Source organism: Bacillus sp. FSL K6-1012 (genome assembly GCF_037964915.1).
Lineage (GTDB): Bacteria > Bacillota > Bacilli > Bacillales > Bacillaceae > Bacillus > Bacillus halotolerans.
The window spans coordinates 4,085,105-4,108,200 of sequence record NZ_CP150175.1 but is presented as its reverse complement, the minus strand read 5'-3'; the positions used below and the strand labels follow the sequence as shown (position 1 = coordinate 4,108,200).

Annotated in this window: 19 protein-coding genes and 2 pseudogenes; 15 read left to right on the top strand and 6 right to left on the bottom strand. The window is 46.0% G+C overall.

All coding sequences use genetic code 11. From position 1 onward, the window contains the following. Window positions 1-37 precede the first annotated feature (37 nt). The 6 genes from eutH to NSS75_RS21215 all read left to right on the top strand — a co-directional run bounded on the left by eutH (window position 38) and on the right by NSS75_RS21215 (window position 6,497). Window positions 38-1,147 (top strand): ethanolamine utilization protein EutH, encoded by a 1,110-nt coding sequence (gene eutH, locus NSS75_RS21240; protein ID WP_339234977.1) that lies wholly within the window; start codon window positions 38-40, stop codon window positions 1,145-1,147. Between the two features lie 64 nt (window positions 1,148-1,211). Further along, window positions 1,212-2,042: a DUF1206 domain-containing protein gene (locus tag NSS75_RS21235; RefSeq protein WP_268496388.1), complete on the top strand. Its 831-nt coding sequence runs from the start codon at window positions 1,212-1,214 to the stop codon at window positions 2,040-2,042. Window positions 2,043-2,174: 132 nt separating this feature from the next. After that, a complete protein-coding gene (deoR, locus tag NSS75_RS21230) occupies window positions 2,175-3,116 on the top strand; it encodes a DNA-binding transcriptional repressor DeoR (RefSeq protein ID WP_339234972.1) in 942 nt (313 codons plus the stop codon). Between the two features lie 105 nt (window positions 3,117-3,221). Further along, on the top strand, window positions 3,222-3,893 hold the full coding sequence (gene deoC, locus NSS75_RS21225) for a deoxyribose-phosphate aldolase (protein ID WP_024123415.1): 672 nt from the start codon (window positions 3,222-3,224) through the stop codon (window positions 3,891-3,893). Between the two features lie 92 nt (window positions 3,894-3,985). Further along, window positions 3,986-5,167, top strand: coding sequence for a nucleoside permease NupC (gene nupC / locus NSS75_RS21220; RefSeq protein ID WP_024123414.1), 1,182 nt, complete (start codon window positions 3,986-3,988; stop codon window positions 5,165-5,167). A gap of 28 nt (window positions 5,168-5,195) precedes the next feature. After that, on the top strand, window positions 5,196-6,497 hold the full coding sequence (locus tag NSS75_RS21215; RefSeq protein WP_024123413.1) for a pyrimidine-nucleoside phosphorylase: 1,302 nt from the start codon (window positions 5,196-5,198) through the stop codon (window positions 6,495-6,497). A gap of 42 nt (window positions 6,498-6,539) precedes the next feature. On the opposite strand, the gene NSS75_RS21210 is transcribed toward NSS75_RS21215, so the two are convergent. From NSS75_RS21210 to hutP, 6 genes are all read right to left on the bottom strand, one after another. Further along, window positions 6,540-7,967, bottom strand: a complete 1,428-nt coding sequence (locus NSS75_RS21210; protein ID WP_101859715.1) for an amino acid permease — start codon at window positions 7,965-7,967, stop codon at window positions 6,540-6,542. 76 nt (window positions 7,968-8,043) lie between these two features. Further along, window positions 8,044-9,003, bottom strand: coding sequence for a formimidoylglutamase (gene hutG / locus NSS75_RS21205; protein ID WP_024123411.1), 960 nt, complete (start codon window positions 9,001-9,003; stop codon window positions 8,044-8,046). Continuing rightward, window positions 8,996-10,261 carry an imidazolonepropionase gene (gene hutI, locus NSS75_RS21200; RefSeq protein WP_339234964.1) on the bottom strand — a complete coding sequence of 422 codons (1,266 nt, stop codon included), beginning with the start codon at window positions 10,259-10,261 and terminating at the stop codon, window positions 8,996-8,998. The genes hutG and hutI overlap by 8 nt, the downstream gene beginning before the upstream one ends. 12 nt (window positions 10,262-10,273) lie before the next feature. After that, window positions 10,274-11,932 (bottom strand): urocanate hydratase, encoded by a 1,659-nt coding sequence (gene hutU, locus NSS75_RS21195; protein ID WP_095712654.1) that lies wholly within the window; start codon window positions 11,930-11,932, stop codon window positions 10,274-10,276. Then, window positions 11,929-13,455, bottom strand: coding sequence for a histidine ammonia-lyase (hutH, locus tag NSS75_RS21190; RefSeq protein ID WP_286109108.1), 1,527 nt, complete (start codon window positions 13,453-13,455; stop codon window positions 11,929-11,931). The genes hutU and hutH overlap by 4 nt, the downstream gene beginning before the upstream one ends. Window positions 13,456-13,567: 112 nt before the next feature. Further along, window positions 13,568-14,014 carry a hut operon transcriptional regulator HutP gene (hutP, locus tag NSS75_RS21185; protein WP_339234954.1) on the bottom strand — a complete coding sequence of 149 codons (447 nt, stop codon included), beginning with the start codon at window positions 14,012-14,014 and terminating at the stop codon, window positions 13,568-13,570. 343 nt (window positions 14,015-14,357) lie between these two features. On the opposite strand from hutP, the pseudogene NSS75_RS21180 reads away from it, so the two are divergent. The 9 genes and pseudogenes from NSS75_RS21180 to NSS75_RS21140 all read left to right on the top strand — a co-directional run bounded on the left by NSS75_RS21180 (window position 14,358) and on the right by NSS75_RS21140 (window position 23,072). Next, a pseudogene (locus tag NSS75_RS21180) lies at window positions 14,358-14,533 on the top strand (hypothetical protein). 116 nt (window positions 14,534-14,649) lie between these two features. Beyond that, window positions 14,650-16,068, top strand: a complete 1,419-nt coding sequence (locus tag NSS75_RS21175; RefSeq protein ID WP_339234951.1) for a glycoside hydrolase family 43 protein — start codon at window positions 14,650-14,652, stop codon at window positions 16,066-16,068. A gap of 304 nt (window positions 16,069-16,372) precedes the next feature. Continuing rightward, the gene (locus tag NSS75_RS21170; RefSeq protein WP_009968400.1) at window positions 16,373-16,738 is read left to right on the top strand and encodes a DUF5082 family protein; all 366 of its coding nucleotides are present in this window, start codon (window positions 16,373-16,375) and stop codon (window positions 16,736-16,738) included. An 11-nt stretch (window positions 16,739-16,749) separates the two neighbouring features. Continuing rightward, complete coding sequence (locus NSS75_RS21165; RefSeq protein WP_044160050.1) at window positions 16,750-17,019, top strand: YwqI/YxiC family protein; 270 nt, start codon at window positions 16,750-16,752, stop codon at window positions 17,017-17,019. A gap of 19 nt (window positions 17,020-17,038) precedes the next feature. Further along, window positions 17,039-18,655 (top strand): T7SS effector LXG polymorphic toxin, encoded by a 1,617-nt coding sequence (locus NSS75_RS21160; protein WP_339234949.1) that lies wholly within the window; start codon window positions 17,039-17,041, stop codon window positions 18,653-18,655. A gap of 16 nt (window positions 18,656-18,671) precedes the next feature. Next, on the top strand, window positions 18,672-18,998 hold the full coding sequence (locus NSS75_RS21155; protein WP_014481380.1) for an Imm8 family immunity protein: 327 nt from the start codon (window positions 18,672-18,674) through the stop codon (window positions 18,996-18,998). 295 nt (window positions 18,999-19,293) lie between these two features. Beyond that, window positions 19,294-19,935: pseudogene (locus NSS75_RS21150) on the top strand (T7SS effector LXG polymorphic toxin); the annotation flags it as partial. Window positions 19,936-20,533: 598 nt separating this feature from the next. Continuing rightward, window positions 20,534-20,836 (top strand): contact-dependent growth inhibition system immunity protein, encoded by a 303-nt coding sequence (locus NSS75_RS21145; RefSeq protein ID WP_185848441.1) that lies wholly within the window; start codon window positions 20,534-20,536, stop codon window positions 20,834-20,836. A gap of 397 nt (window positions 20,837-21,233) precedes the next feature. Continuing rightward, window positions 21,234-23,072: a beta-glucoside-specific PTS transporter subunit IIABC gene (locus NSS75_RS21140; protein ID WP_339234944.1), complete on the top strand. Its 1,839-nt coding sequence runs from the start codon at window positions 21,234-21,236 to the stop codon at window positions 23,070-23,072. Window positions 23,073-23,096 lie beyond the last annotated feature (24 nt).

Here is a 23,096-nt window from a genome sequence, read left to right as displayed (position 1 = left end):
TAAAGCCAAATCATACGTTTGAAAAAGGAGAAAGGCCATGACGGTGAATGATGCGGTTGTATGTATTCTGGCAGTCTTTTTATTAGTGGGAGCAGCCGATTATTGCTTGGGAAACAGGTGGGGGCTTGGCGAGCGGTTTGCGGGTGGCTTTAAGGCCATGGGGCCGCTTGCGCTGTCAATGGTCGGGATTGTGTCGCTGGCGCCAGTGCTTGCGGCAATACTGATACCCGTCGTGTCTCCGGTCTATGCCGCCATTGGTGCAGACCCTTCCTCCTTTGCCAACACCATTTTGGCCATTGATATGGGAGGCTATGCGCTGGCAGAAGAAATGGCGAAAGATCCGGACGCAGGCTTGTTTTCATGGGTATTTCTGGGGACGATGATGGGGCCGGCGATCGTATTCACCATTCCCGTCGCTCTTGGCATAATTGAAAAGCAGGATCACCCGTATTTTGCAAAAGGCATTTTAATCGGACTGTGCACTGTGCCGATCGGATGCTTCGCAGGCGGGTTAGCTGCGGGATTTGAGATGGGATTGATCCTGAAAAACATTCTGATTCCAAGTCTTTTTTCTGCGGTTATCGCTTTTGGACTTTGGCGCTGCACCGACAAGACAATCCGCGTATTTCACGTTTTCGGGAAGGCTGTCAGTATTGTTGCGATCATTGGGCTTGTTGCTGTCTCAATTGAAACAATGACAGGCATTGTATTAATACCTGGCCTCGAAAAGATGGAAACAGGCATACAAACCGTAGGCACCATCGCGGTTGTATTGGCGGGCGCTTTTCCGCTGACAGCTTTTATCACAAAAGCTTTTGAGAAGCCGCTCCATACATTAGGCAGGCTGTTACACTTAGATCAGGCAGCGACAGCGGGAATGGTTGCTTCTTTGGCACATCTTATCCCCATGCTCGCCTTATTAAAAGACATGACGCCGAGAGGAAAGGTTATCAATGTCGCGTTTGCGGTCAGCGCAGCCTTTGTGCTCGGCAGCCATCTCGGCTTTGTGACGGGAATGAAGAAAGAAATGGCAGCGGCCATGATCGTCGGGAAATTAGCTGGCGGCATTACGGCTGTCGCGGCAGCTGCGTGGACGACACCCGCCTATACGGCCAAAAAGCAAAGACACGATTCTCTTGAAGGATAGTCTGTTTCAATTCTCCTCATTCGGGAAATGATACAGTAACGTTTCCGGAAAGAGGGTTGGGCACATGGATGCGAAGGACCAGTGCATCTCTAAAATAAAACAGGAAACCAAGCCTTGGATACAGCGATTCGGAAGGCTTGGTTATTTTACATTCGGCGGCGTTTTTATCTTGCTCGGCATTCTGGCATTGATGACGGCTGCCGGAGCTGGCAGCGGGGCAAAGGATTCAAGCGGAGCGCTCCAAACCTTATCACGCATGCCATACGGATCGATTCTGCTTTTCTTCATCGGGATTGGACTCATCGGGTATGTCATATGGATGGTGCTGAGTGCGATTAAGGATACAGAGGGCCATGGCACGGGAAGACGGGGCCTGTCGCGAAGAACAGGAAATTTATTCAGCGCCGCCGTATACGCATCGATTGCCTGGAATGCTCTTCGGTTTGTCTTTGATCATGGAAGCGGCAGCACTTCAGAACAGACGTGGTCCGCTTATGTATTGGCGCAGCCGTTTGGCCAGTGGCTGACGGGACTCACAGGAGCGGGCTTTATCCTATTTGCGATGGTTCAATTCATGAAAGGTATTCGGGTTTCTTTTATGAGAGAATTCGATACGTCAAAAATGAGCAAAGAAATGATATGTATTGCAAAAAACACAGGACGCGCAGGCAACATCGCCCGTGCCATTATTTTCTCAGCCATCGGTTTCTTTCTCATAAAAACCGCTCTCACCTCTGATCCGGACGACACAAGAGGCTTTGACGGGGCGCTCGCCGAGCTCGCGCAGCAGCCGCATGGCAGAGTGATTCTGATCTTTTTGGCGTGCGGGCTTGTGTTATATGGAATATACGCCATCATGAAAGGCATTTATCAATATATGAAGTGGGAAAAATAAGCTCTGGGCAGATCTGTGCCAGAGCGTTTTTCAGTTTCTTGCAAATCAGGTGGATGAAAGCTGTTGCCAGCCTGTATAATAAAAGCAAATCAAAAGCAGGTTCACCATGAACTGATCCAAGGGAGGTGCGGAATGGATCGGGAAAAACAACAATTAAGCATAGAAGCGGCAAGGCTTTATTATCAGTCTGACTACAGTCAGCAGCAAATCGCAGAGCAGCTCAGCATTTCTAGGCCGACCGTTTCCCGATTGCTGCAATACGCAAAAGAAAAAGGATTTGTCCAAATTCGCGTGATGGACCCTTTTGAGGATTTAGATGCGCTCGGTTCCATGCTGGAAGAGAAATACGGGCTTCTCGAAGCGCACGTTGTGTTTTCTCCGACACCGGACTATGCAGCAATCACACATGGCTTGAGCTGTTACGGTGCAGAATATATGCATGAAACGGTAAAAGACGGCGACATCGTCGGCGTCAGCTGGGGAACCACCATGTATCAGATCGCGCAAAACATGCAGCCAAAGCAGGTAAAAGGCGTAGAGGTCGTCCAGCTGAAAGGCGGCATCAGCCATTCCCGGGTAAACACCTATTCAGCTGAAACGATTCAGCTGTTTGCAGAGGCTTTTCAAACGATGCCGCGCTATCTTCCGCTTCCCGTCGTGTTTGATAATGCGGATGTGAAGAAAATGGTGGAGAAAGACCGTCATATCGAGCGGATCATTGAGATGGGCAAGCAGGCGAATATCGCTCTTTTCACGGTGGGAACAGTCCGTGACGAAGCGCTGTTATTCCGGCTCGGCTATTTTAACGAAGAAGAGAAAGCGTTGCTGAAACATCAGGCTGTCGGAGATATCTGTTCGCGTTTCTTTGACGAGGAAGGGAAGATTTGCAGCACCGCCATCAATGACCGGACCATCGGCGTCGAGCTTGAGGATCTGAGGCTGAAGGAACGCTCTATATTAGTGGCCGGCGGAAGCCGAAAAGTGTCCTCCATCCATGGTGCGTTAACAGGAAAATATGCCAATGTGTTAATCATTGACCAGCATACCGCAAGGGCACTTGTTAATGATTTGTGACACCTTCAGACCGTTCGCTGAACAAAATTTCAATTACCAATTTACATATGTTCAAAAGTCGGGTATGCTAAAAAATATCTTAACAAAAAAGGAAGTGTGCGAAGGATGACATTAGCCAATAAAATTGATCATACAGCTTTGAAACCGCATACACAAAAAGCGGATATTCTGAAATTAATAGAAGAAGCGAAAACATACAAATTCGCTTCTGTATGTGTAAACCCGACATGGGTGCAGCTGGCTGCAAAAGAGCTTGAGGGAACAGGAGTTGACGTATGTACAGTCATCGGCTTCCCGCTCGGCGCCAACACAACAGAAACAAAAGCGTTCGAAACGAAGGATGCGATTTCAAAAGGCGCCACTGAAGTGGACATGGTCATTAACATCGCTGCTTTGAAAGACAAAGAAGACGACGTGGTGGAAGCGGATATCCGCGGTGTGGTGGAAGCTGCAGCCGGAAAAGCGCTTGTCAAAGTTATTATTGAAACATGCCTGCTGACAGATGAAGAAAAAGAGCGTGCATGCCGTTTAGCGGTTTCTGCGGGAGCGGATTTCGTGAAAACCTCAACAGGCTTCTCAACAGGCGGCGCAACGAAGGAAGATATCGCTTTAATGCGCAAAACAGTAGGCCCTGATATCGGCGTAAAAGCATCCGGGGGTATCAGAACGAAAGAAGATGTAGACACGATGATCGAAGCAGGTGCAAGCCGCATTGGCGCAAGCGCAGGTGTTTCCATTGTAAAAGGAGAGAACGGAGCCGGCGGAGACGATTATTAAGAAGCAGACGGAAGGCACTTCGCTTTCCGTGCCCTTCTTTTCTTTCCGGGGAAATAATAATGTAAGCGAATACAAATAAAGGAGAAACACATATGAAGTATTTGATTGGGATTATCGGTTTAATCGTGTTTTTAGGCCTTGCGTGGATCGCGAGCAGCGGCAAAAAAAGAATTAAGATCCGCCCAATTATTGTCATGCTCATTTTGCAGTTTATTCTCGGTTACATTCTCCTCAATACGGGGATCGGGAATTTTCTCGTAGGAGGATTTGCACAAGGATTCAGCTACCTGCTTGGCTATGCGGCAGAAGGAATCAACTTTGTGTTTGGCGGTTTGGTGAATGCGGATCAATCGACATTCTTTATGAACGTTCTCTTGCCGATTGTATTTATTTCAGCACTCATCGGGATTCTGCAAAAATGGAAGATCCTCCCGTTTATTATTAAATACATCGGCCTTGCCCTCAGCAAGGTTAACGGGATGGGAAGACTGGAGTCGTACAATGCTGTTGCATCTGCGATTTTAGGGCAATCAGAAGTATTTATCTCCTTAAAGAAAGAACTCGGTTTACTGTCACAGCAGCGGTTGTACACGCTTTGCGCTTCTGCGATGTCAACCGTATCCATGTCAATCGTCGGCGCTTACATGACGATGCTGAAGCCTGAATACGTCGTAACGGCTCTTGTATTGAACTTATTTGGCGGTTTTATCATTGCCTCTATTATTAATCCTTACGAGGTCGCAAAAGATGAGGATATGCTCCGTGTAGAAAATGAAGAAAAACAATCCTTCTTCGAAGTGCTCGGAGAATACATCTTAGATGGTTTCAAAGTAGCGGTTGTTGTCGCAGCGATGCTGATCGGATTTGTCGCGATTATTGCTTTGATCAATGGTATTTTTAACGCTGTACTCGGTATTTCCTTCCAAGACCTGCTTGGATATGTGTTTGCTCCATTCGCTTTTCTTGTCGGTATTCCATGGAATGAAGCTGTTAACGCCGGAAGCATTATGGCAACAAAAATGGTATCGAACGAATTTGTCGCCATGACGTCTCTTTCGCAAAACGGTTTTCATTTCAGCGGCCGTACAACAGCGATTGTCTCAGTATTCCTCGTTTCGTTCGCGAACTTCTCTTCCATCGGTATCATTGCCGGTGCTGTAAAGGGTCTGAATGAAAAGCAAGGAAACGTCGTTGCTCGTTTCGGTCTGAAATTATTATACGGTGCCACGCTTGTCAGCTTTTTAACAGCGGCAGTTGTAGGTCTGATTTACTGAACATAATCGAAAAGGATCGGTGACTATAATGAGAATGGTAGATATTATCATCAAAAAACAAAACGGAAAAGAACTCACCACAGAAGAAATCCAGTTTTTCGTGAACGGCTATACGGACGGAAGCATTCCTGATTATCAGGCAAGCGCACTTGCCATGGCGATTTTCTTCCAGGATATGAGTGATCGTGAACGTGCGGACTTAACAATGGCTATGGTGAACTCCGGTGAAACGATTGATCTTTCTGCCATTGAAGGAATTAAAGTGGATAAACATTCAACCGGCGGCGTCGGCGACACGACAACACTCGTGCTTGCACCGCTTGTCGCGGCTCTTGATGTGCCGGTTGCCAAAATGTCCGGCCGCGGCCTCGGCCATACGGGCGGAACAATTGATAAATTAGAGGCGATCGACGGGTTTCACGTGGAACTGTCAAAGGAAGAATTTATTAAGCTAGTGAACCGCGACAAGGTTGCCGTCATTGGCCAAAGCGGCAACTTAACGCCAGCGGATAAAAAACTGTACGCCCTGCGTGATGTAACGGGCACAGTGAATTCCATCCCGCTTATTGCTAGCTCCATTATGAGCAAAAAAATCGCTGCCGGAGCGGACGCGATCGTGCTTGACGTAAAAACGGGAGCGGGCGCCTTCATGAAAACAGAGGAAGATGCGGCTGAACTCGCGAAAGCAATGGTACGAATCGGCAACAAGGTCGGCCGCCAAACGATGGCTGTCATCTCCGACATGTCCCAGCCGCTCGGCTTTGCGATCGGAAATGCGCTTGAAGTGAAAGAAGCGATTGACACGCTCAAAGGCGAAGGCCCTGAAGACCTGCACGAGCTTGTCTTAACACTCGGCAGCCAGATGGTCGTGCTTGCGAAAAAAGCAGGTACATTAGACGAAGCAAGAGCAAAGCTTGAAGAGGTCATGAAAAACGGCAAAGCGCTTGAGAAATTCAAAGATTTCTTGAAAAACCAAGGCGGTGACAGCTCGATTGTTGATGATCCGTCTAAGCTTCCGCAAGCGGCTTATCACATTGATGTGCCAGCCAAAGAAGCGGGTGTCGTCTCCGAAATTGTCGCAGACGAAATCGGCGTCGCTGCCATGCTGTTAGGGGCCGGACGCGCCACAAAAGAAGACGAAATCGATTTAGCCGTCGGCATCATGCTCCGCAAAAAGGTCGGCGACAAGGTAGAAAAAGGCGAACCGCTCGTGACGCTTTACGCCAACCGCGAAAACGTTGATGAAGTCATCGCGAAAGTCTATGACAACATCCGCATCGCAGCGGAAGCGAAGGCGCCGAAGCTGATTCATACGTTAATTACAGAATAAAAATAAAGCACATCCCATCCTGAGTGGGGTGTGCTGTTTTGATTAAAGGATGTGATCAATCGGATATTCCTCTTGTCCGATTTTTTTTGCTTTCGTAAGATTTCTTCTGAAATAGAAGATGAGATAGCATAGGATGATACAAGGGATTCCGCAGAAGAGAGCGATTCTTTGATTGGGATCAAAAGCGAGACCGATACAAGAAGCTGAACATAATAAAAGAGCGGCTATAGGCAGAAGAGGATAAAGCGGTGTGCGAAATGTCAGATCTTTTACATTCCCCCCTTTTTTAAGAAATCTCTTTCGGAACAAGAGTTGAGACAGCGCAATGCTCATCCAGACCACGACCCCTGCAAATCCAGCAATCGCTACCATCACCACATAAACAGTTCCAGGCGCCACAATACTGGAAACGAGAGATAAACAAGATACAGCCATACTGATGATTAAGGCATTTAGTGGAATGCCTTTAGATGTGACTTTTTTAAAACGAGCGCTGATCATGTTTTCATTTGCTAACGACCACAGCATACGGGTTGAGGCATATAGGCCTGAATTGGCAACGGACAGCAAGGCTGTTAATATAACAAAATTCATAATATCTGCGGCGTACGGGATTCCGATTTCTGCAAATACTGCTACAAAGGGACTTTCAATTACTCCTGCTTCTTTCCATGAAATCAGTCCGGATAATACGAAGACGGCACCGATGAAAAAAATGACTGTCCGCCATGCGACATTACGGATGGAACGCGGAATATCCTTTTGAGGATTTGCGGATTCTCCTGCTGTGACGCCGATTAATTCTGTTCCGGAAAAGGCAAAACTCACAGATATCATGGCGATAAATACAGCGAGAAAGCCGTTCGGAAACAATCCTCCATGACCTGTGAAATTTGAAAACATAGGGGCATCAGCCGTCCCGTTTAAAGAGATCAAGCCAAACATGGCGGCGCCTCCTAAAATGATAAATAAAATGATGGTGACAATCTTCACGCTCGAAAACCAAAATTCAGTTTCCGCAAATAATTTGACTGAAAATGCGTTGCATACGAAAAGGAGAGCTGCAAAAATCGCACTCCACATCCATACGCTGCTGTCAGGAAACCAGCGCTGCATGAGAATACCGGATGCGGTAAATTCTGAACCTACCGTCACCACCCAATTCACCCAGTACATGATGCCGACCATAAAACCGGTAGATGGCCCGATGAATGTTGTGGCGTATTTTTGAAAGGAACCGGTCACCGGCATGGCGACCGACAATTCACCGAGACATTGCATGACGAGGTACATCATCAATCCGCCGATTAAATAAGCGAGTATCGTACCGCCGGGACCGGCTTGGCTGAGCGTATAGCCCGTACTGAGGAAAAGCCCTGTTCCTATGACGCCTCCCAATGAAATCATAAATAAGTGCCTGCTTTTCATTGTCCGTTTTAGCTGATGGCCGCTTTTCTCTTGAAGACCCACCGTTTCGTCCTCCTTTTAGCTGCCGTTTATCAGGCAGATGAGTTTTCTTGTAACCAAAATACAACCTGCCGGAAGATCACTTGAATCGGGAGCGTTTCATTCCTTTTAATGCGTGTAACAGAACGTGAGCTGCGGCTCTGCTTGTCATATCTCGAAAATCGAGGGTGGGATCAACTTCAACGATTTCGATCCCTGCGACATTGGGCTCTTGTGCGATGTACTTGATTGCTTCGAGTAATTCGTCTGTATAGAGGCCGCCCGGGCCAATCGCTGGACAGCCGGGTGCATGGGACTGGTCTAAGACATCCATATCAACAGATATGAAAATGAAGTCTGTTCTAGTTTGAACGGCAGGCAGGATCTCTTTAATGGTCGGGATCAGTCCTTTTTCACGAATCATTCCCATCGTGCGGATGTCCACGTGATGATTTTTCGCGTATGTTTCATAAGCCAGGCTGTTGCTGAATTCTCTGATACCCAGTTGAATCAAATGCTGGCCTTCTATGATCTCTTCATCCAAAAGGCGGCGGAAGGGGGTGCCGTTTGTCGGCCCTCCGTCCTCCGTGTTCCGCACATCATGATGGGCATCAAATTGAATAACGGCTGTCGTTCCTTTCGTTTGCGCAATCGCTTTTATGGTGGAGTAGCTGATGGAGTTATCTCCCCCGAGTATGAGCGGTACCCAATCTGGGTGATCTGAAAGCAGAGCATGCATGGTTTGGAAGATTTGATCATGTGATTTCACGATATCAGTCACATGAATATCGACATCCCCCAGATCATAAAGAAAATCTGATACGACATGTTCCCCAAGCTCCGCAGAATAAGCCGATGAATGCTTTAGAGCCTGGCGGATTGTTCCGGGGGCAAAGGAAGCGCCGGAATGACTGATGGATGATTTTGACAGGGGGACACCTATCAGCGCCGGCCCCTTAATGCCTTGGCCATCCCATTTTTCTATCAGATCGCTCATTTTCGTTACATCCCGGTCTTTAAACGATGAACCGGCCTCTCTGAGAAAAGGGTATTTATCCAAGAATGGCTCCCTCCCTGTTGACAACAATTGTTCCGTTTTTCATGACTTGATGTACATGATTGACGCCGTAGTGATACGGAATATACATGTAATTCGAGGCTTGCCAAATGACTAGATCAGCTGAGCGGCCAGCTTTGAGCTGCCCTGCTTCTTCGCCTTTTCCTATGGCATATGCGGCGTTGACTGTGACGGCATGCCATATTTCTTCTGCGGTCATTTTCAGATGAAGCGCGGCAATCGACATGATCAGCTGAATATTTTCAGTTGGGGAGCTGCCCGGGTTAAAGTCCGTTGCCAGGCTCACACGTACGCCCGCATCAATCATGTCTCTTGCCCTGGCATATGTGTGTTTGCCGAGATAAAATGTCGTGCCCGGCAAGAGGACGGCGATGGTTCCTGATTCAGCCATTTGCTGTATGCCTTCATCAGAGGCGCCCACCAAATGATCGGCTGAGACAGCTCTTAGCTCAGCCGCTAATTCAGCTCCTCCAAGAGGATCAATTTCATCAGCGTGGATTTTTAATCCGAATCCCGCCTCAGCCGCTTTTTTTAAGTAACGTCGGGATTGACTGACTGTAAAAACGCCTGTTTCTGTAAAAATATCTGCAAAGGCTGCGAGCTCTTGTTCTTTGATTTCAGGCAAAAGGGAAAGCATTTGATCCAGAAATTGATCTGGGTCGTTTTGATATTCGGGAGGAATTGCATGGGCTCCCATAAATGTGGAAACAAGATCAACAGGCTGGCTTTCATGCAGTTTTTTTGCGACACGCAATTGTTTGAGCTCTGTATCTTTTTCCAAGCCGTAGCCGCTTTTCACTTCTGCCGTGGTCGTGCCGTAGGACAGCATTCTTTGCAGATGAAAATGGGCTTTTTGCAGCAGCTCTTCTTCTGAAGCCGCCCTGGTGTCCTTGACTGTAGACAGAATCCCGCCGCCCTGCGCCAGAATATCCAAATATGAAATGCCCTGAAGCTTAAGGTTCATCTCCTTTTCACGAGATCCGCCAAATACAAGATGGGTGTGCGGATCAACGAGACCAGGCGTTACAAGACGTCCCGAACAGTCAATAATTTCGTCTGCGTCGTAACCGGCCTCAGCCCCTTTTTGTCCGGCGAACACAATTTTCTGTTCGTGGATTCCGACAACAGCGTCTTCGATCACATGAAGATCCTGCATGCTGTTGCCCGCGCGCGGGCCGCTGCTTTCCATCGTTAAAAGCTGACCGATGTTGATGAGAATCGTATCAATTTGTTTCGGCATGTTATCACTCCCTTATTTTTGCATCGGCACGATAATGTCCTGCTTCTTCGCTACTTCAACGGCACGTTCATAACCCGCATCCGCATGGCGGATAATGCCCATCCCCGGATCGCTCGTTAAGACCCTGGCGAGCCGTTCGTCAGCCAGCTCACTTCCATCGGCAACTGCGACCATACCGGCATGCAGAGAATAGCCCATTCCGACGCCGCCGCCATGGTGGAAGGAAACCCAGCTTGCACCCGCGGCCGTGTTGACAAGCGCATTGAGCACAGCCCAATCGCCGACAGCGTCACTTCCATCCTTCATCGCTTCAGTTTCCCGGTTTGGAGAGGCGACAGACCCGCAGTCCAAATGATCTCTCCCAATCACGACAGGCGCTTTTAGCTCCCCGTTTCGGACCAATTCGTTAATGGCAAGGCCCATCTTTTTTCGTTCTCCATATCCAAGCCAGCAAATGCGGGACGGCAAGCCTTGGAACGTGACTTTTTCCTGTGCCATATCGATCCAGCGGTGAAGGGCCTTGTTTGCCGGGAACAGTTCTTTTAATAACGCATCCGTACGGTAAATATCTGCCGGATCACCGGAAAGTGCCGCCCAGCGGAATGGTCCTTTTCCTTCACAGAATAAGGGACGGATGTAAGCAGGGACAAACCCCGGAAAATCGAAGGCATTCTCCAGGCCTTCATCTTTAGCAACTTGCCGGATATTGTTGCCGTAGTCAAATACAATTGAGCCCTTTTGTTGAAATGCCAGCATGGCTTCCACATGTTTTTTCATGCTTTGTTTCGCAAGGCGCACATAAAGGTCTGGATTGTCTTGACGCAAGCGATCGGCTTCATCAAGTGAATAGCCCTCGGGAACGTAACCGATTAATGGGTCATGGGCAGACGTCTGATCGGTGACGATATCAATGGTGACGCCGCGGTTCAGAAGGATATGGTGAACCTCTGCCGCGTTTCCGAGAAGAGCGATGGAGAGAGGTTTTCCTGCCAGCTTTGCCTCTTCAGCCCACGCTAAGGCTTCCTCAATCGACGCTGTTTTACGGTCACAGTATTTCGTTTCAATTCGTTTGTCGATTCGATTTTCATCAACCTCGACGGCAATCACAACTCCGTCATTCATCGTGACAGACAGCGGCTGGGCGCCTCCCATTCCGCCGAGACCGGCTGTCAGCGTCAATGTTCCTTTTAAGCTGCCTCCGAAATGCTGTCTCGCGAGCTCAGCGAAGGTTTCATACGTTCCTTGCAAAATGCCTTGTGAGCCAATGTAAATCCAGCTGCCAGCTGTCATTTGCCCGTACATCATTAACCCTTTTTTCTCAAGCTCGTGGAAATGCTCCCAGTTCGCCCACTTTGGAACAAGAACAGAGTTTGCTAAAAGCACGCGCGGTGCCTGCGGGTGCGTACGGAACATGCCAACGGGTTTTCCGGATTGCACGAGCAATGTCTCATCATGTTTTAGTGTTTTCAGAGAATGCTCAATGGCGCGAAATGCATCCCAATCCCGAGCGGCTTTGCCAATCCCGCCGTATACGATTAGGTCTTCGGGCTTCTCGGCGACATCTGGATCAAGGTTGTTGCGAAGCATCCGAAGCACCGCCTCTTGTTCCCACCCTAAACATTCAAGCTCTGTCCCCCGGTTGGCACGGATTGATTTTTTTACATCAGTCATATGTTCATCCCCCTCAATTCTTCGTTCTGTTGATATGGTAATAAAGATTCCTTCTTCAGCCAGGCAGTCAAGCGTTCGATGTCATAGGAAAAAACGCGGTCCTGCTGAATAGACGGCACGACTTTTCTCATTTCTTGAAAAAGCTGTTTGGTGTAGGACGCTGCATGTTCTATGCCTCTGTATTCAACAGCCTGCAATGCGCAAATCGCTTCAATCGCAATCACTCTTCTCGTATTCGCGATCACCTGATAAGCATGCCGAGCGGCGATGGTTCCCATGCTGACATGGTCTTCTTGGTTGGCGGATGACGGAATAGAATCCACACTTGCAGGATGGGCCAGTGTTTTATTTTCAGAAACAAGCGAGGCAGCGGCGTACTGCATGATCATTGCACCGGATTGCAGACCGGGATGAGGGCTTAGGAATGGCGGCAGGTCATTCAGCTGCGGGTTCACAAGGCGCTCTATCCTGCGCTCTGCGATATTCGCAAGCTCTGATACTGCGATTTTTAGAAAATCCATGGCAAAGGCGATCGGCTGCCCGTGAAAGTTTCCGCCAGAGATGACTTTGTCACCGTCATTGAAAATAAGAGGATTGTCTGTAGCTGCGTTCATCTCAATCTCTAATTTTTCCTTCACGTAGCCTAACGTCTGCCAGGTCGCACCGTGCACTTGCGGAATACAGCGCAATGAATAGGCATCCTGGACACGCAGTTCTCCTTGAGAGGTCGTCAGGCTGCTGTCAGATAGATAAAAACGGATTCGTTCTGCGACATCGATCTGCTCCTGATAGCCGCGGGCGGAGTGAATATCCTCGTCAAACGCATCGATAATCCCGCGGAGCCCTTCAATCGTTAAGCTGGCAATGCGCTCTGTTTGATAGGCTAGTTTTTCCGCTTCAATATATGCGACCACACCCATAGCGGTCATAGCTTGTGTGCCGTTAATCAGGGCAAGCCCTTCCTTGGATGTCAGCGCTACCGGCTGAATGCCGGCTTTTTTCAAGCCTTTCATTGCTGGCATCCTTTCTCCCTTAAAAAAGACTTCTCCTTGCCCGATCAGTGCAAGCGCCAGATGGGAGAGCGGCGCCAGATCCCCGCTTGCACCAAGTGATCCCTGCTGGGGAATGACAGGATGGACGCGTTTATTTAAAAAGGCAAGCAATTGTTCAATCAGCTCCGCACGTACACCGGAAAAACCTTTTAACAGCGCATTGGCGCGCAAAAGCAGCATGGCCCTGGAAACACACTCAGGAAAAGGATCGCCGACACCGCAGGCATGTGAAAGAATTAAATTCAGCTGCAGCGCCGCCGAGTCTTCCTTCTGAATCAGGACATCACTGAATTTGCCAAATCCAGTTGTAATGCCGTATATTGTCTTTTCTTCGTGAACAATCCGCTCCACTGCCGCTCTGCTTTTTTTCACACGCTCCATACTTTCTTCGGAAGCCGCTGTCTCTTCAAAATCAAACAGCACTCGCGCGACGTCGGCTGTTGTCAATGAAGAACCGTCTAATGTCACCATAAGCCCAACTCCTTTGTCTTTACTTTGGTAAAGCGCCCATACAAAAAGGGGCTATGCTGTGAAAATCTGATTTCACGCATAGCCCCCTATCGTCTAAGATCTATGGGCTGTTTCATATGTGATTAATTCCAACGCCGAATGTTTCATGCTCAAGTCCTTTAATCGGCGCCCCGATTGTTCCGTAAAGCGAGACAGCAATCCAATCGCCTTCCGATTCGCTTTCATAAGGATTTCCCCTCAAAACGGCGAACCTCAGGCCAACCGTCCGAAGCAGTGATCCAAGCAGCATTTCACCTCTGGTCACGCCATGTAAAGCCTCCATCGTCGCATGATAAAGCGCATGTGACTCACGGTAACCCTCGGATTGAATGACTCCGCTCTTTTTGGAAGCGGTTTCAATTGCGGCTACTACTTTATGCGCGTCCATTGATCCTACCTTGCCGAGACAAACCTTCCATCCATCTCGCTCCAGCTCCTCGACCTGTGAACGTTCTTCAGCTTCATGAAGCAGCAGAAGAACAGACAGCCGGCCGATCCGGCGCTCTTTGTGCAGTGTCATATGAATCACTCAATTCCTAAAAATTCTGATAACTATTAACTGAGTATTATATTAATTGTTTCAGCAATAGAAGTCAAAAGGTTTTTTACAGTCTTTAACAAGTTAGATTGGTATTGTGATATCGTGACGCAGAAAGCAGGACGGGTTTTTTCAGCGATTGCACACGATATCCAGACAGGAGGCAAGCGCCGCTGTCTTACTCTCAATATGCGTTTACTAAGTCGTATTTTTCGCAAGGCATTTTCTCAAGAGCCTGCCGAATGACATCCTCAGCACCGCCAAGCCAAATGACTCCGGTGTTGACGAGCAGTCAGGCATCATCTTAAAAAATGCCGACAACGAAATGGCTGTATCACAGTCGACGACTTTACAAAAACGGACAAAGCAGTTATTACATGTACGCGAATGAAAAACAGAGTGATGAAAGAAGGAGAAACAGCAAAAGAGTTGAACTATGAAGGAGAGGATATGCAAGCAGCAGTTCTGCGCAAACAGCCAGACAATGTAAGAGAACAGTGAGAAATCACCTATCTGTTTGAATATGAAAACATTCGGCTGTTTTAATAGGCTGGGGTTTCTTCATAGAGGAATGTAAGCGTTTAAATTTTAATAAAAAAGAGAGGCGAATTGTTTAGATGTTCAACCGATTGTTTCGTGTATGTTTTCTTGCTGCTCTTCTCATGGCTTTCACCCTGCCCAACGCTGCCCATGCACAAAAGGCAGAAAAACCCGTCTTTAAAGAAGTCAGCGTCCATGATCCTTCCATCATTGAGACGAACGGCAGCTTTTATGTTTTCGGATCTCACTTAGCTTCAGCGAAAACAAATGACCTCATGCAATGGCAGCAGCTGACTAGCAGTGTCAGCAACAATAACCCTCTTATTCCCAATGTCTATGAAGAATTAAAAGATACCTTCGAATGGGCGCAATCCGATACCCTGTGGGCGGCTGATGTCGCGCAGCTGGCGGACGGCAAATACTATATGTACTACAACGCCTGCCGCGGTGACTCACCAAGATCCGCCATGGGAGTGGCCGTCGCTGACAACATCGAAGGGCCCTATAAAAACAAGGGCATCTTTTTGAAATCAGGCATGGAAGGCACAAGCAATGACGGAACACCGTATGACGCAACAAAACACCCGAACGTCGTAGACCCGCACACCTTTTTTGATAAAAACGGCAAGCTGTGGATGGTGTACGGTTCATATTCAGGCGGCATTTTCATCCTGGAAATGAATCCGAAAACTGGCTTCCCGCTCCCTGGACAGGGGTACGGCAAAAAACTGCTCGGCGGCAACCACAGCAGAATCGAAGGCCCATATATCCTCTACAATCCAGACACCAACTACTACTACTTATACCTATCATATGGCGGTCTAGACGCAACAGGCGGCTACAACATCCGTGTCGCCCGCTCCAAAAAACCAGATGGCCCGTATTATGACGCAGAGGGCAATCCAATGATTGATGTCAAAGGCAAAGAAGGCACATTCTTCGATGACCGCTCCATTGAGCCGTACGGCGTCAAACTCATGGGCAGCTATTCATTTGAAACAGAAACTGAAAAAGGAGCCGGATACGTCTCACCGGGCCACAACTCAGCCTATTATGACGAAAAAACCGGCCGTTCCTATTTAATCTTCCACACCCGCTTCCCGGGCAGAGGTGAAGAACACGAAGTCAGGGTCCACCAGATGTTCATGAACAAAGACGGCTGGCCGGTAGCAGCGCCATATCGATACGCAGGTGAAACACTGAAAAAAGTAAAGCAAAAAGACATCACAGGAACATACAAACTCATCCAGCACGGAAAAGACATCTCAGCCGACATCAAAAAAACCATCAACATTCAGCTCAACAAAGACCACACCATTTCCGGGGAAATGACCGGAACGTGGAAGAAAACTGGAAATGACGCAGCCGAAATCACGTTAGCCGGCAAGACGTATAATGGCGTATTTTTACGCCAGTGGGATTCGGTGAGAGAGAAGAACGTGATGACGTTTAGTGTGTTGAATGGCAGCAGTGAGGCTGTTTGGGGAACTAAATAAGATGGAGAAGCGCCTTCGTAGGAAGGCGTTTTTTATCGTATTTATTGACTATAAGCAAAAGTCCAACGGAAGAAAAAAACAGAACGGGAATAAGTTTAAAGACCTAAACTTAAAGTCCTCCTTGTGCTTGTTATCCCCGCTGTAAAATTGCAGACATAGAGTTTTTAGCAATTTAGAACCGGTGTAACTCTTTCTAAGACAAACCTTTTTACCTATTTATCCAATATGACCCATCATGTAATATGAAAATAGTCTGTATTGTAAAGAATTTACACAGTTTGATAGAAACACGAGGTGTTGCGGCATGCATAGTGAAATGTTGTTACATTCGGTAAAAGCCGACTTACATGAAAAACAGGAACAGATCCATCAATTAAAACGAGTGCTGCACGAAATCAGACAAATCAAACACGATTTTTCTGAGGCCCAGCATCTCATTCACCGGCCTCACCTTAACCGAGAGGCATGGAGAGGAACACATGCGGAGCGGTTTGAAGATATTCGTGAAGGAATGAACAAAGCATATCAGCAAATCAAAAGTGATCAAGTCAGCGGTATCATCGAAAGCATCGAAGGAAAAATCCACTCATTAGAGGGAGACGTCTATTCCATAAGACGCCAAATTACGAGAATAGAGCATGAAATAGAGAAGGAAAAACATAAAAAGTGAGGTGAGCACAATTGGCACAGGAAATCAAAATGGTCTATGGCACAGTGAAGCAAGGGCTTTCTCAGCTCAAGAATTCAGCTGAACTCAAGTCCTCCGTGCCCGGCCATCTCTCAGGCAGAAATCATTTAAACGTTGTGAAGTCCATCGAGCAATTAAATGAGGACATCAAAGAGCTCACTGAAGCATATGCATCCGTTCTGGCCAAACATATCGCACAAACGGAAAGCGCGGTAAACGCCATGAAGGAAACGGACGAAAACATATCATCTTCCATGAAATAAAGCGCGGGAGGACAAGGGATTGAAAACATTAGATGTCCACGCTCTTCACGAGGGCATTCAGCATACGATTGAAAAACTGGACAAGCAGAAACAGCAGCTGGAGAAGCTGGAAAAAAGCGTTGAGCATCTGGCAGGCATGAAGGATGCACTAAAAGGAAAAGGCGGAGATGCCATCCGGACCTTTTACGAGGAGTGTCACAAGCCTTTTCTCCTTTTCTTTGGCATGTTTATCGACGAATATAAAAAAGTGCTGAAACAAACACAGCATGCGATTTCCTCTGTAGAATCTGACTCCCACGGCATGATCGCAGAGGCTTTTCTCTCACACGACGCGAGACACGGGGTCAAGCATGCACGAGAAGTGACAGAGCAGCTCACAGACGCAGTCAATCACCAGACATCAGCCGTTGATCATATCGTCAGCCTGCCGACAGTCAATGATTCCTTTTTTCGGATGGAAACAGAGCAGGCTGAGCGGCTGATTACAGACACCCTGCATAAGCTCTTTCAATTTGACGGCCAGCAAACCCAAGCACTAGAAACGGCAAAATCAGATTTTCAAACGATGAAAAAATATATCGATCAGCTCGAAACGATGTACACCGGTCCGAAAATTGAAATCACAGGCTACAAAAGCGGCTCCATCTTGAAATCACAGGAAGAAGAAAAGATCAACCAAACCTTCGGCGCCATCAATCCGCAAATGAAACAGCCGGATGATTCACCGATGGAGATGATGTTGAAGAAACTGGAGAAACATAAGCAATCAAACGTTGATTCTGTGATAATGGATGACAAACAACAAAAGATCGAGCGTGAGATTTATGGTGATGACAGTAACTTGACGGTACTGCAGAAAGAAGCAGCAGCCCACCCGAAAGTCTATGGAGACATACGGGTGATAAATGATAAACTATATAATCATAAAGGATTAAAAAAGATAGATACGATAGAAGTGATTGACGAACTAACTCGTGATACTGAAAGCATCGACTACGTCGGCGGCAAATATTATGTATATGAAAACGGCCAAATTGTGAGAGAACTCTACGCTGGAGGGAAAAAGCGGCTAGAAGAAGTGTCTTACATTCCAGAGGATAAAGTAGGCGGAGCTAAGCCAATTGATTCGTTTCTTGCCGGAACTCAATATGAATTTATTGAGTGGGTAAGCCCTCAGGGTGCTGTTAAAAAATTGGCGGTCCGAGGCGGGAAGCGTGTTGTCACAGATGTGGCTAAACATGTAGTGGAGAAGGATATAAAGGGAGACGTAAAAAAGAAACCTTCTAAAGGCAGTGTTAATAGTAAGTGGTGGCATCCTGGATATGTAGATAATTTAAGCTCTTCCCAAACGGTTATAGGAATAAAAAATTCCCCTAAAGGTTTATCAACTCTTGGTAGCTCAACACGTCAGAATGCACTAGATGCAGGAAAAGGCTGGGTTGGTCAAGGAGCGGAAAAAATGTATGATAAAGCAGGAAATTTTTTAGGGTACAAAAGTGTAGATAAAATGAGAGCTTTCAGATTGCAATATAAACCAAAGGAAAAAATGTGGAGAGCGAACTTCACTGAAAATGAAATTACTGTTGTAGGATCAAAAACAGAATTAAGAAATGTACATGTTGATATTTTAGATTAAAAGGTGGGATATAATTATGTTAGAAATTAAAGCTTTAACTAAAGACTATGAAAATTGGGGTGAGGACGCTGATGATTTCTACGTTTCATTTGAACTTGACGTAGGATTGCCTGATATACCAGGTGCTTCTGATTTATTTACTTTTAATATTATTAGCCCTAAAAGATTGGATAAGATACTTGAAAGTACAAAAATTGAATTAGGTCATGGATATCTCATAATGAGAGATTTTAATATAAAAACTGTCAATTCTACTGTAGAGACTATCATGAATAAATGTAAAGACGATGACTATGATAAGTATATGAATAATTTAGCTCAATACTTTAAATTACAAGGATAACACCAAAAGAGTTGTTGGCTAGTCGCTTATAGTTATACTAAAAGAATATGAATATATCGGAACTGTAATCAATTTCGGATTTAATACACATGTTATATGATAAACAACTAGAGGTTTTTCATGTTAGAAGAGATTCCTGGTTATAAAAGTCTCACGTCATAACTATTTTAATTAAATGGTTTTGAGGGCCCTCTGGTTTGCTTCCTAGTGAGTAGCTTTAGAGTAGTGTAGTGGTAACTGTTTTACCTTGATTGGCAAAGTGCCTTTCAAGGTTTTTTAATAAAAATAATCTTTTATAAAGCTAATTCATAAACCCTTTCTCCTTTTCTCTGGCATGTTTATCGACGAATACAAAAAAGTGCTGAAACAAACACAGCATGCGATTTCCTCTGTAGAATCTGACTCCAACGGCATGATCGCAGAGGCTTTTCTCTCACACGACGCGAGACACGGGGTCAAGCATGCACGAGAAGTGACAGAACAGCTCACTGACGCAGTGAATCGCCAGACATCAGCTATCGACCACATCGTCAGCCTGCCGACAGTCAATGACTCCTTTTTCCGGATGGAAACAGAACAGGCTGAGCGACTGATTTCGGACACCCTGAATAAGATCTTTCAATTTGACGGCCAGCAAACTCAAGCACTAGAAACGGCAAAATCAGATTTTCAAACGATGAAAAAATATATAGACCAGCTCGAAACCATGTACACCGGTCCGAAAATTGAAATCACAGGATACAAAACCGGCTCCATCTTGAAATCACAGGAAGAAGAAAACATCAACCAAACCTTCGGCGCGATTAACCCGCAAATGAAACAGCCGGATGAATCACCGATGGAGTTGATGTTGAAGAAATTAGCCGAGAAAGAAAAGTCTAAAGTCGATTCAGTTGTCAAAACGCCTCATTCTAAAAAGGTAAATAAAAATATCATTCATCAGAAGATTTTAATTTCGGATTATGTATAGAACGCACAGAATATCACTATGAATTTTGTGTCTGGGGATTATCAGAAAAAAAACAAAAAATGTAGGAGACCTTGATTGGCATTAGCCTTTCAAGGCTTTTAAATATTGAGCCATAGCCTAAAGAAATCGGACTTTTGAGTTTAAGGTGATAATAGAGTGAAGAAAATAGATGAGAAATTTTTATTGAGAAAAATAAATGAATCGTTATTAATCATTCAGATTGTTTTGCCGCTAGCAGGAATATTTTTATAAATCATGACAGCCTGGTTAGCAAAGGTCAATCAAGTTCACGATATAGAGTTATATGTGATTGCTGGTTTTTCATATGGTGTATTTTTCTTTTTGTTCCCTTTAGATATTTATATATTCAGGAAAAGAATACTTATAAAAAAAATCAAATAATATAGAGGGATATAAATAGAGTTTCTAAAGGGTGAGCATACACTTGAAGAACCAGGATCTTCTATGATTTATTAGATGATGAATGATTTAAAGATTTACCCCAAAATGAAATATCTATCAGGATTATTATTCCGTTACCTCTCCCTTAAAGGAGCAAGATGACATGTTATCGATCAATAAACAAGAGGACCCTGTTTTTCAGTTTTTAGCTGGACCATTTCATCAGGATATTGAATCTCCCGATGATGCTTTACAAGAGTTATTAGCAGAGGAAAGTAAGGAATATTTGGAGGATGCTATTGTCTTTTTAATGGATTTTATAGAAAGTGAGCATTCAGATAATGAGAAAAATGATTACATTCAATCTTGCGCAGATGGCGTGTATTTTCCTGCGTTTAATTTAGAACCAATTGATTGGCTAAAAAATGTAATAGTGCAAATAAAGAAGTCTTTAAATAAAATTTAAACGATAACAATTCTTAACCTTGATTGGAAAAATGCCTTTCAAGGTTTTTTAATAACAATAATTTTTTATTGAAGTTAATAATAAGTTTAAATCTTTATAATTACCTTTGTACTAGAATCGATACTCTTAGTCAATAGTAAAAATGAAAGCGTTGACATCCCATAAATCTAGTGCTAAAGTATACCTACAAAACAAATACAGCGACCCGTCAGGATTGTTACTGCGAAAGCAGGCAAAACCTAAATGGTACAGGTGCAGGAGGAGACTCTCGCAATCTGTGTCATTTAGGTTTTTTTTATTCTCATTTTGGAGGTGATGCAGCATTAAATACAAAAAAGCTGGAGAAAGGCGGCCACCTTTCATCCAGCCGGTTCCCCCAAAAAAAGGAGGTATACACATGGATTATGATAAATTATCGAGAGACATATTACAACTCGTAGGCGGTGAAGAAAACGTTCAGCGCGTGATTCATTGCATGACGAGACTGCGTTTTAATCTTTATGACAATTCGAAAGCGGACCGGAGTCAATTGGAGCAGCTGCCGGGTGTGATGGGCACCAATATCAGCGGCGAGCAGTTTCAAATTATCATCGGAAATGATGTGCCGAAGGTGTATCAGGCGATTTTGCAAAACAGCAGCCTCAGTGATGAAAAGAGCGCCGGGGCATCTGGCCAGAAAAAGAATGTGCTGAGTGCGGTCTTTGATGTGATTTCTGGTGTGTTTACACCGATCCTGCCCGCGATTGCTGGTGCAGGTATGATCAAAGGGCTTGTTGCGCTAGCGGTCACATTCGGCTGGATGGCGGAGGAAAGCCAGGTCCATGTCATTCTGTCAGCTGTTGGTGACGGTGCGTTCTACTTTCTTCCGCTCCTGCTTGCGATGAGTGCGGCGAGAAAGTTTGGAAGCAATCCGTATGTAGCGGCGGCGATTGCAGCGGCGATTCTGCATCCGGATCTGACGGCGCTGCTCAGTTCAGGGAAAAGCATTTCCTTTATCGGGCTTCCTGTAACCGCTGCCACTTATTCATCAACGGTCATCCCGATTTTGCTTGCGATTTGGATCGCATCGTATGTGGAAAAGTGGATTGACCGAATCACGCATTCTTCTCTCAAATTGATTGTCGTTCCGACCCTGACATTATTGATTGTCGTGCCGCTGACATTGATTACAGTTGGTCCGCTGGGTGCTATTTTAGGAGAATACTTGTCTGTCGGCGTAAACTATTTATTTGATCATGCCGGGCTTGTGGCGATGATTTTGCTTGCGGGAACGTTCTCTTTGATCATTATGACGGGCATGCATTATGCATTGGTGCCGATTATGATTAACAACATCGCGCAAAACGGCCACGATTATTTGCTGCCCGCCATGTTTTTGGCGAATATGGGGCAGGCCGGCGCATCTTTTGCGGTTTTTCTTCGCTCCAGAAATAAGAAATTTAAATCGCTTGCGCTTACCACAAGTGTGACGGCGCTGATGGGAATTACAGAACCCGCGATGTACGGCGTGAATATGCGTTTGAAGAAACCGTTTGCGGCCGCTTTGCTTGGCGGTGCGGCTGGCGGCGCATTTTACGGCGTTACGGGTGTCGCTTCCTACATTGTCGGAGGCAACGCAGGGCTGCCGAGTATCCCGGTCTTTATCGGCCCAACGTTTATTTACGCGATAATTGGTCTTGTGATTGCGTTTGTTGCGGGAACAGCGGCAGCTTATCTTATTGGATTCGAGGATATACCGTCTGAAAGTAATCAGCAGCCTTCTGTGACAAATGGTCATCAGGGCAGCGGAGAAATCATTCACAGTCCGATTAAAGGGGAAGTGAAAGCATTAAGCGAAGTCAATGACGGAGTGTTTTCTGCCGGGATTATGGGAAAAGGATTTGCTATTGAGCCTGAAGAAGGAGAAGTGGTTTCACCTGTGTATGGAAGCGTTACCACCGTTTTTAAAACAAAGCACGCCATTGGCATTACGAGTGATCAGGGAGCTGAAATCCTCATACACATTGGATTGGACACTGTCAAACTGGAGGGCCAATGGTTCACGGCTCATGTCAAAGAAGGCGACAAGGTCGCGCCTGGAGATCCTCTCGTTTCCTTTGATCTGGAACAGATTAAAGCAGCTGGATATGACGTGATCACCCCGGTTATCGTCACTAACACAGACCGATATTCATTTTCGCCGGTAAAAGAAATCGGCAGGGTTCAAACAAAAGAAGCGCTGCTTGCTTTATCTTAAAAAATAAACTGATGAGGTGAACTG

Excerpts from the sequence above, each read along its gene's own strand:
- NSS75_RS21140 (WP_339234944.1), top strand. The coding sequence starts at position 21,234 with ATGGATTATGATAAATTATCGAGAGACATATTACAACTCGTAGGCGGT.
- nupC (WP_024123414.1), top strand. The coding sequence starts at position 3,986 with ATGAAGTATTTGATTGGGATTATCGGTTTAATCGTGTTTTTAGGCCTT.
- NSS75_RS21170 (WP_009968400.1), top strand. The coding sequence starts at position 16,373 with ATGCATAGTGAAATGTTGTTACATTCGGTAAAAGCCGACTTACATGAA.
- hutH (WP_286109108.1), bottom strand. The coding sequence starts at position 13,455 with ATGGTGACATTAGACGGTTCTTCATTGACAACAGCCGACGTCGCGCGA.
- deoR (WP_339234972.1), top strand. The coding sequence starts at position 2,175 with ATGGATCGGGAAAAACAACAATTAAGCATAGAAGCGGCAAGGCTTTAT.
- deoC (WP_024123415.1), top strand. The coding sequence starts at position 3,222 with ATGACATTAGCCAATAAAATTGATCATACAGCTTTGAAACCGCATACA.
- NSS75_RS21215 (WP_024123413.1), top strand. The coding sequence starts at position 5,196 with ATGAGAATGGTAGATATTATCATCAAAAAACAAAACGGAAAAGAACTC.
- hutP (WP_339234954.1), bottom strand. The coding sequence starts at position 14,014 with ATGACACTGCACAAAGAGCGCCGGATCGGCCGGCTGTCTGTTCTTCTG.
- NSS75_RS21155 (WP_014481380.1), top strand. The coding sequence starts at position 18,672 with ATGTTAGAAATTAAAGCTTTAACTAAAGACTATGAAAATTGGGGTGAG.
- NSS75_RS21235 (WP_268496388.1), top strand. The coding sequence starts at position 1,212 with ATGGATGCGAAGGACCAGTGCATCTCTAAAATAAAACAGGAAACCAAG.
- hutI (WP_339234964.1), bottom strand. The coding sequence starts at position 10,261 with ATGCCGAAACAAATTGATACGATTCTCATCAACATCGGTCAGCTTTTA.
- eutH (WP_339234977.1), top strand. The coding sequence starts at position 38 with ATGACGGTGAATGATGCGGTTGTATGTATTCTGGCAGTCTTTTTATTA.
- NSS75_RS21145 (WP_185848441.1), top strand. The coding sequence starts at position 20,534 with ATGTTATCGATCAATAAACAAGAGGACCCTGTTTTTCAGTTTTTAGCT.
- hutU (WP_095712654.1), bottom strand. The coding sequence starts at position 11,932 with ATGACTGATGTAAAAAAATCAATCCGTGCCAACCGGGGGACAGAGCTT.
- NSS75_RS21175 (WP_339234951.1), top strand. The coding sequence starts at position 14,650 with ATGTTCAACCGATTGTTTCGTGTATGTTTTCTTGCTGCTCTTCTCATG.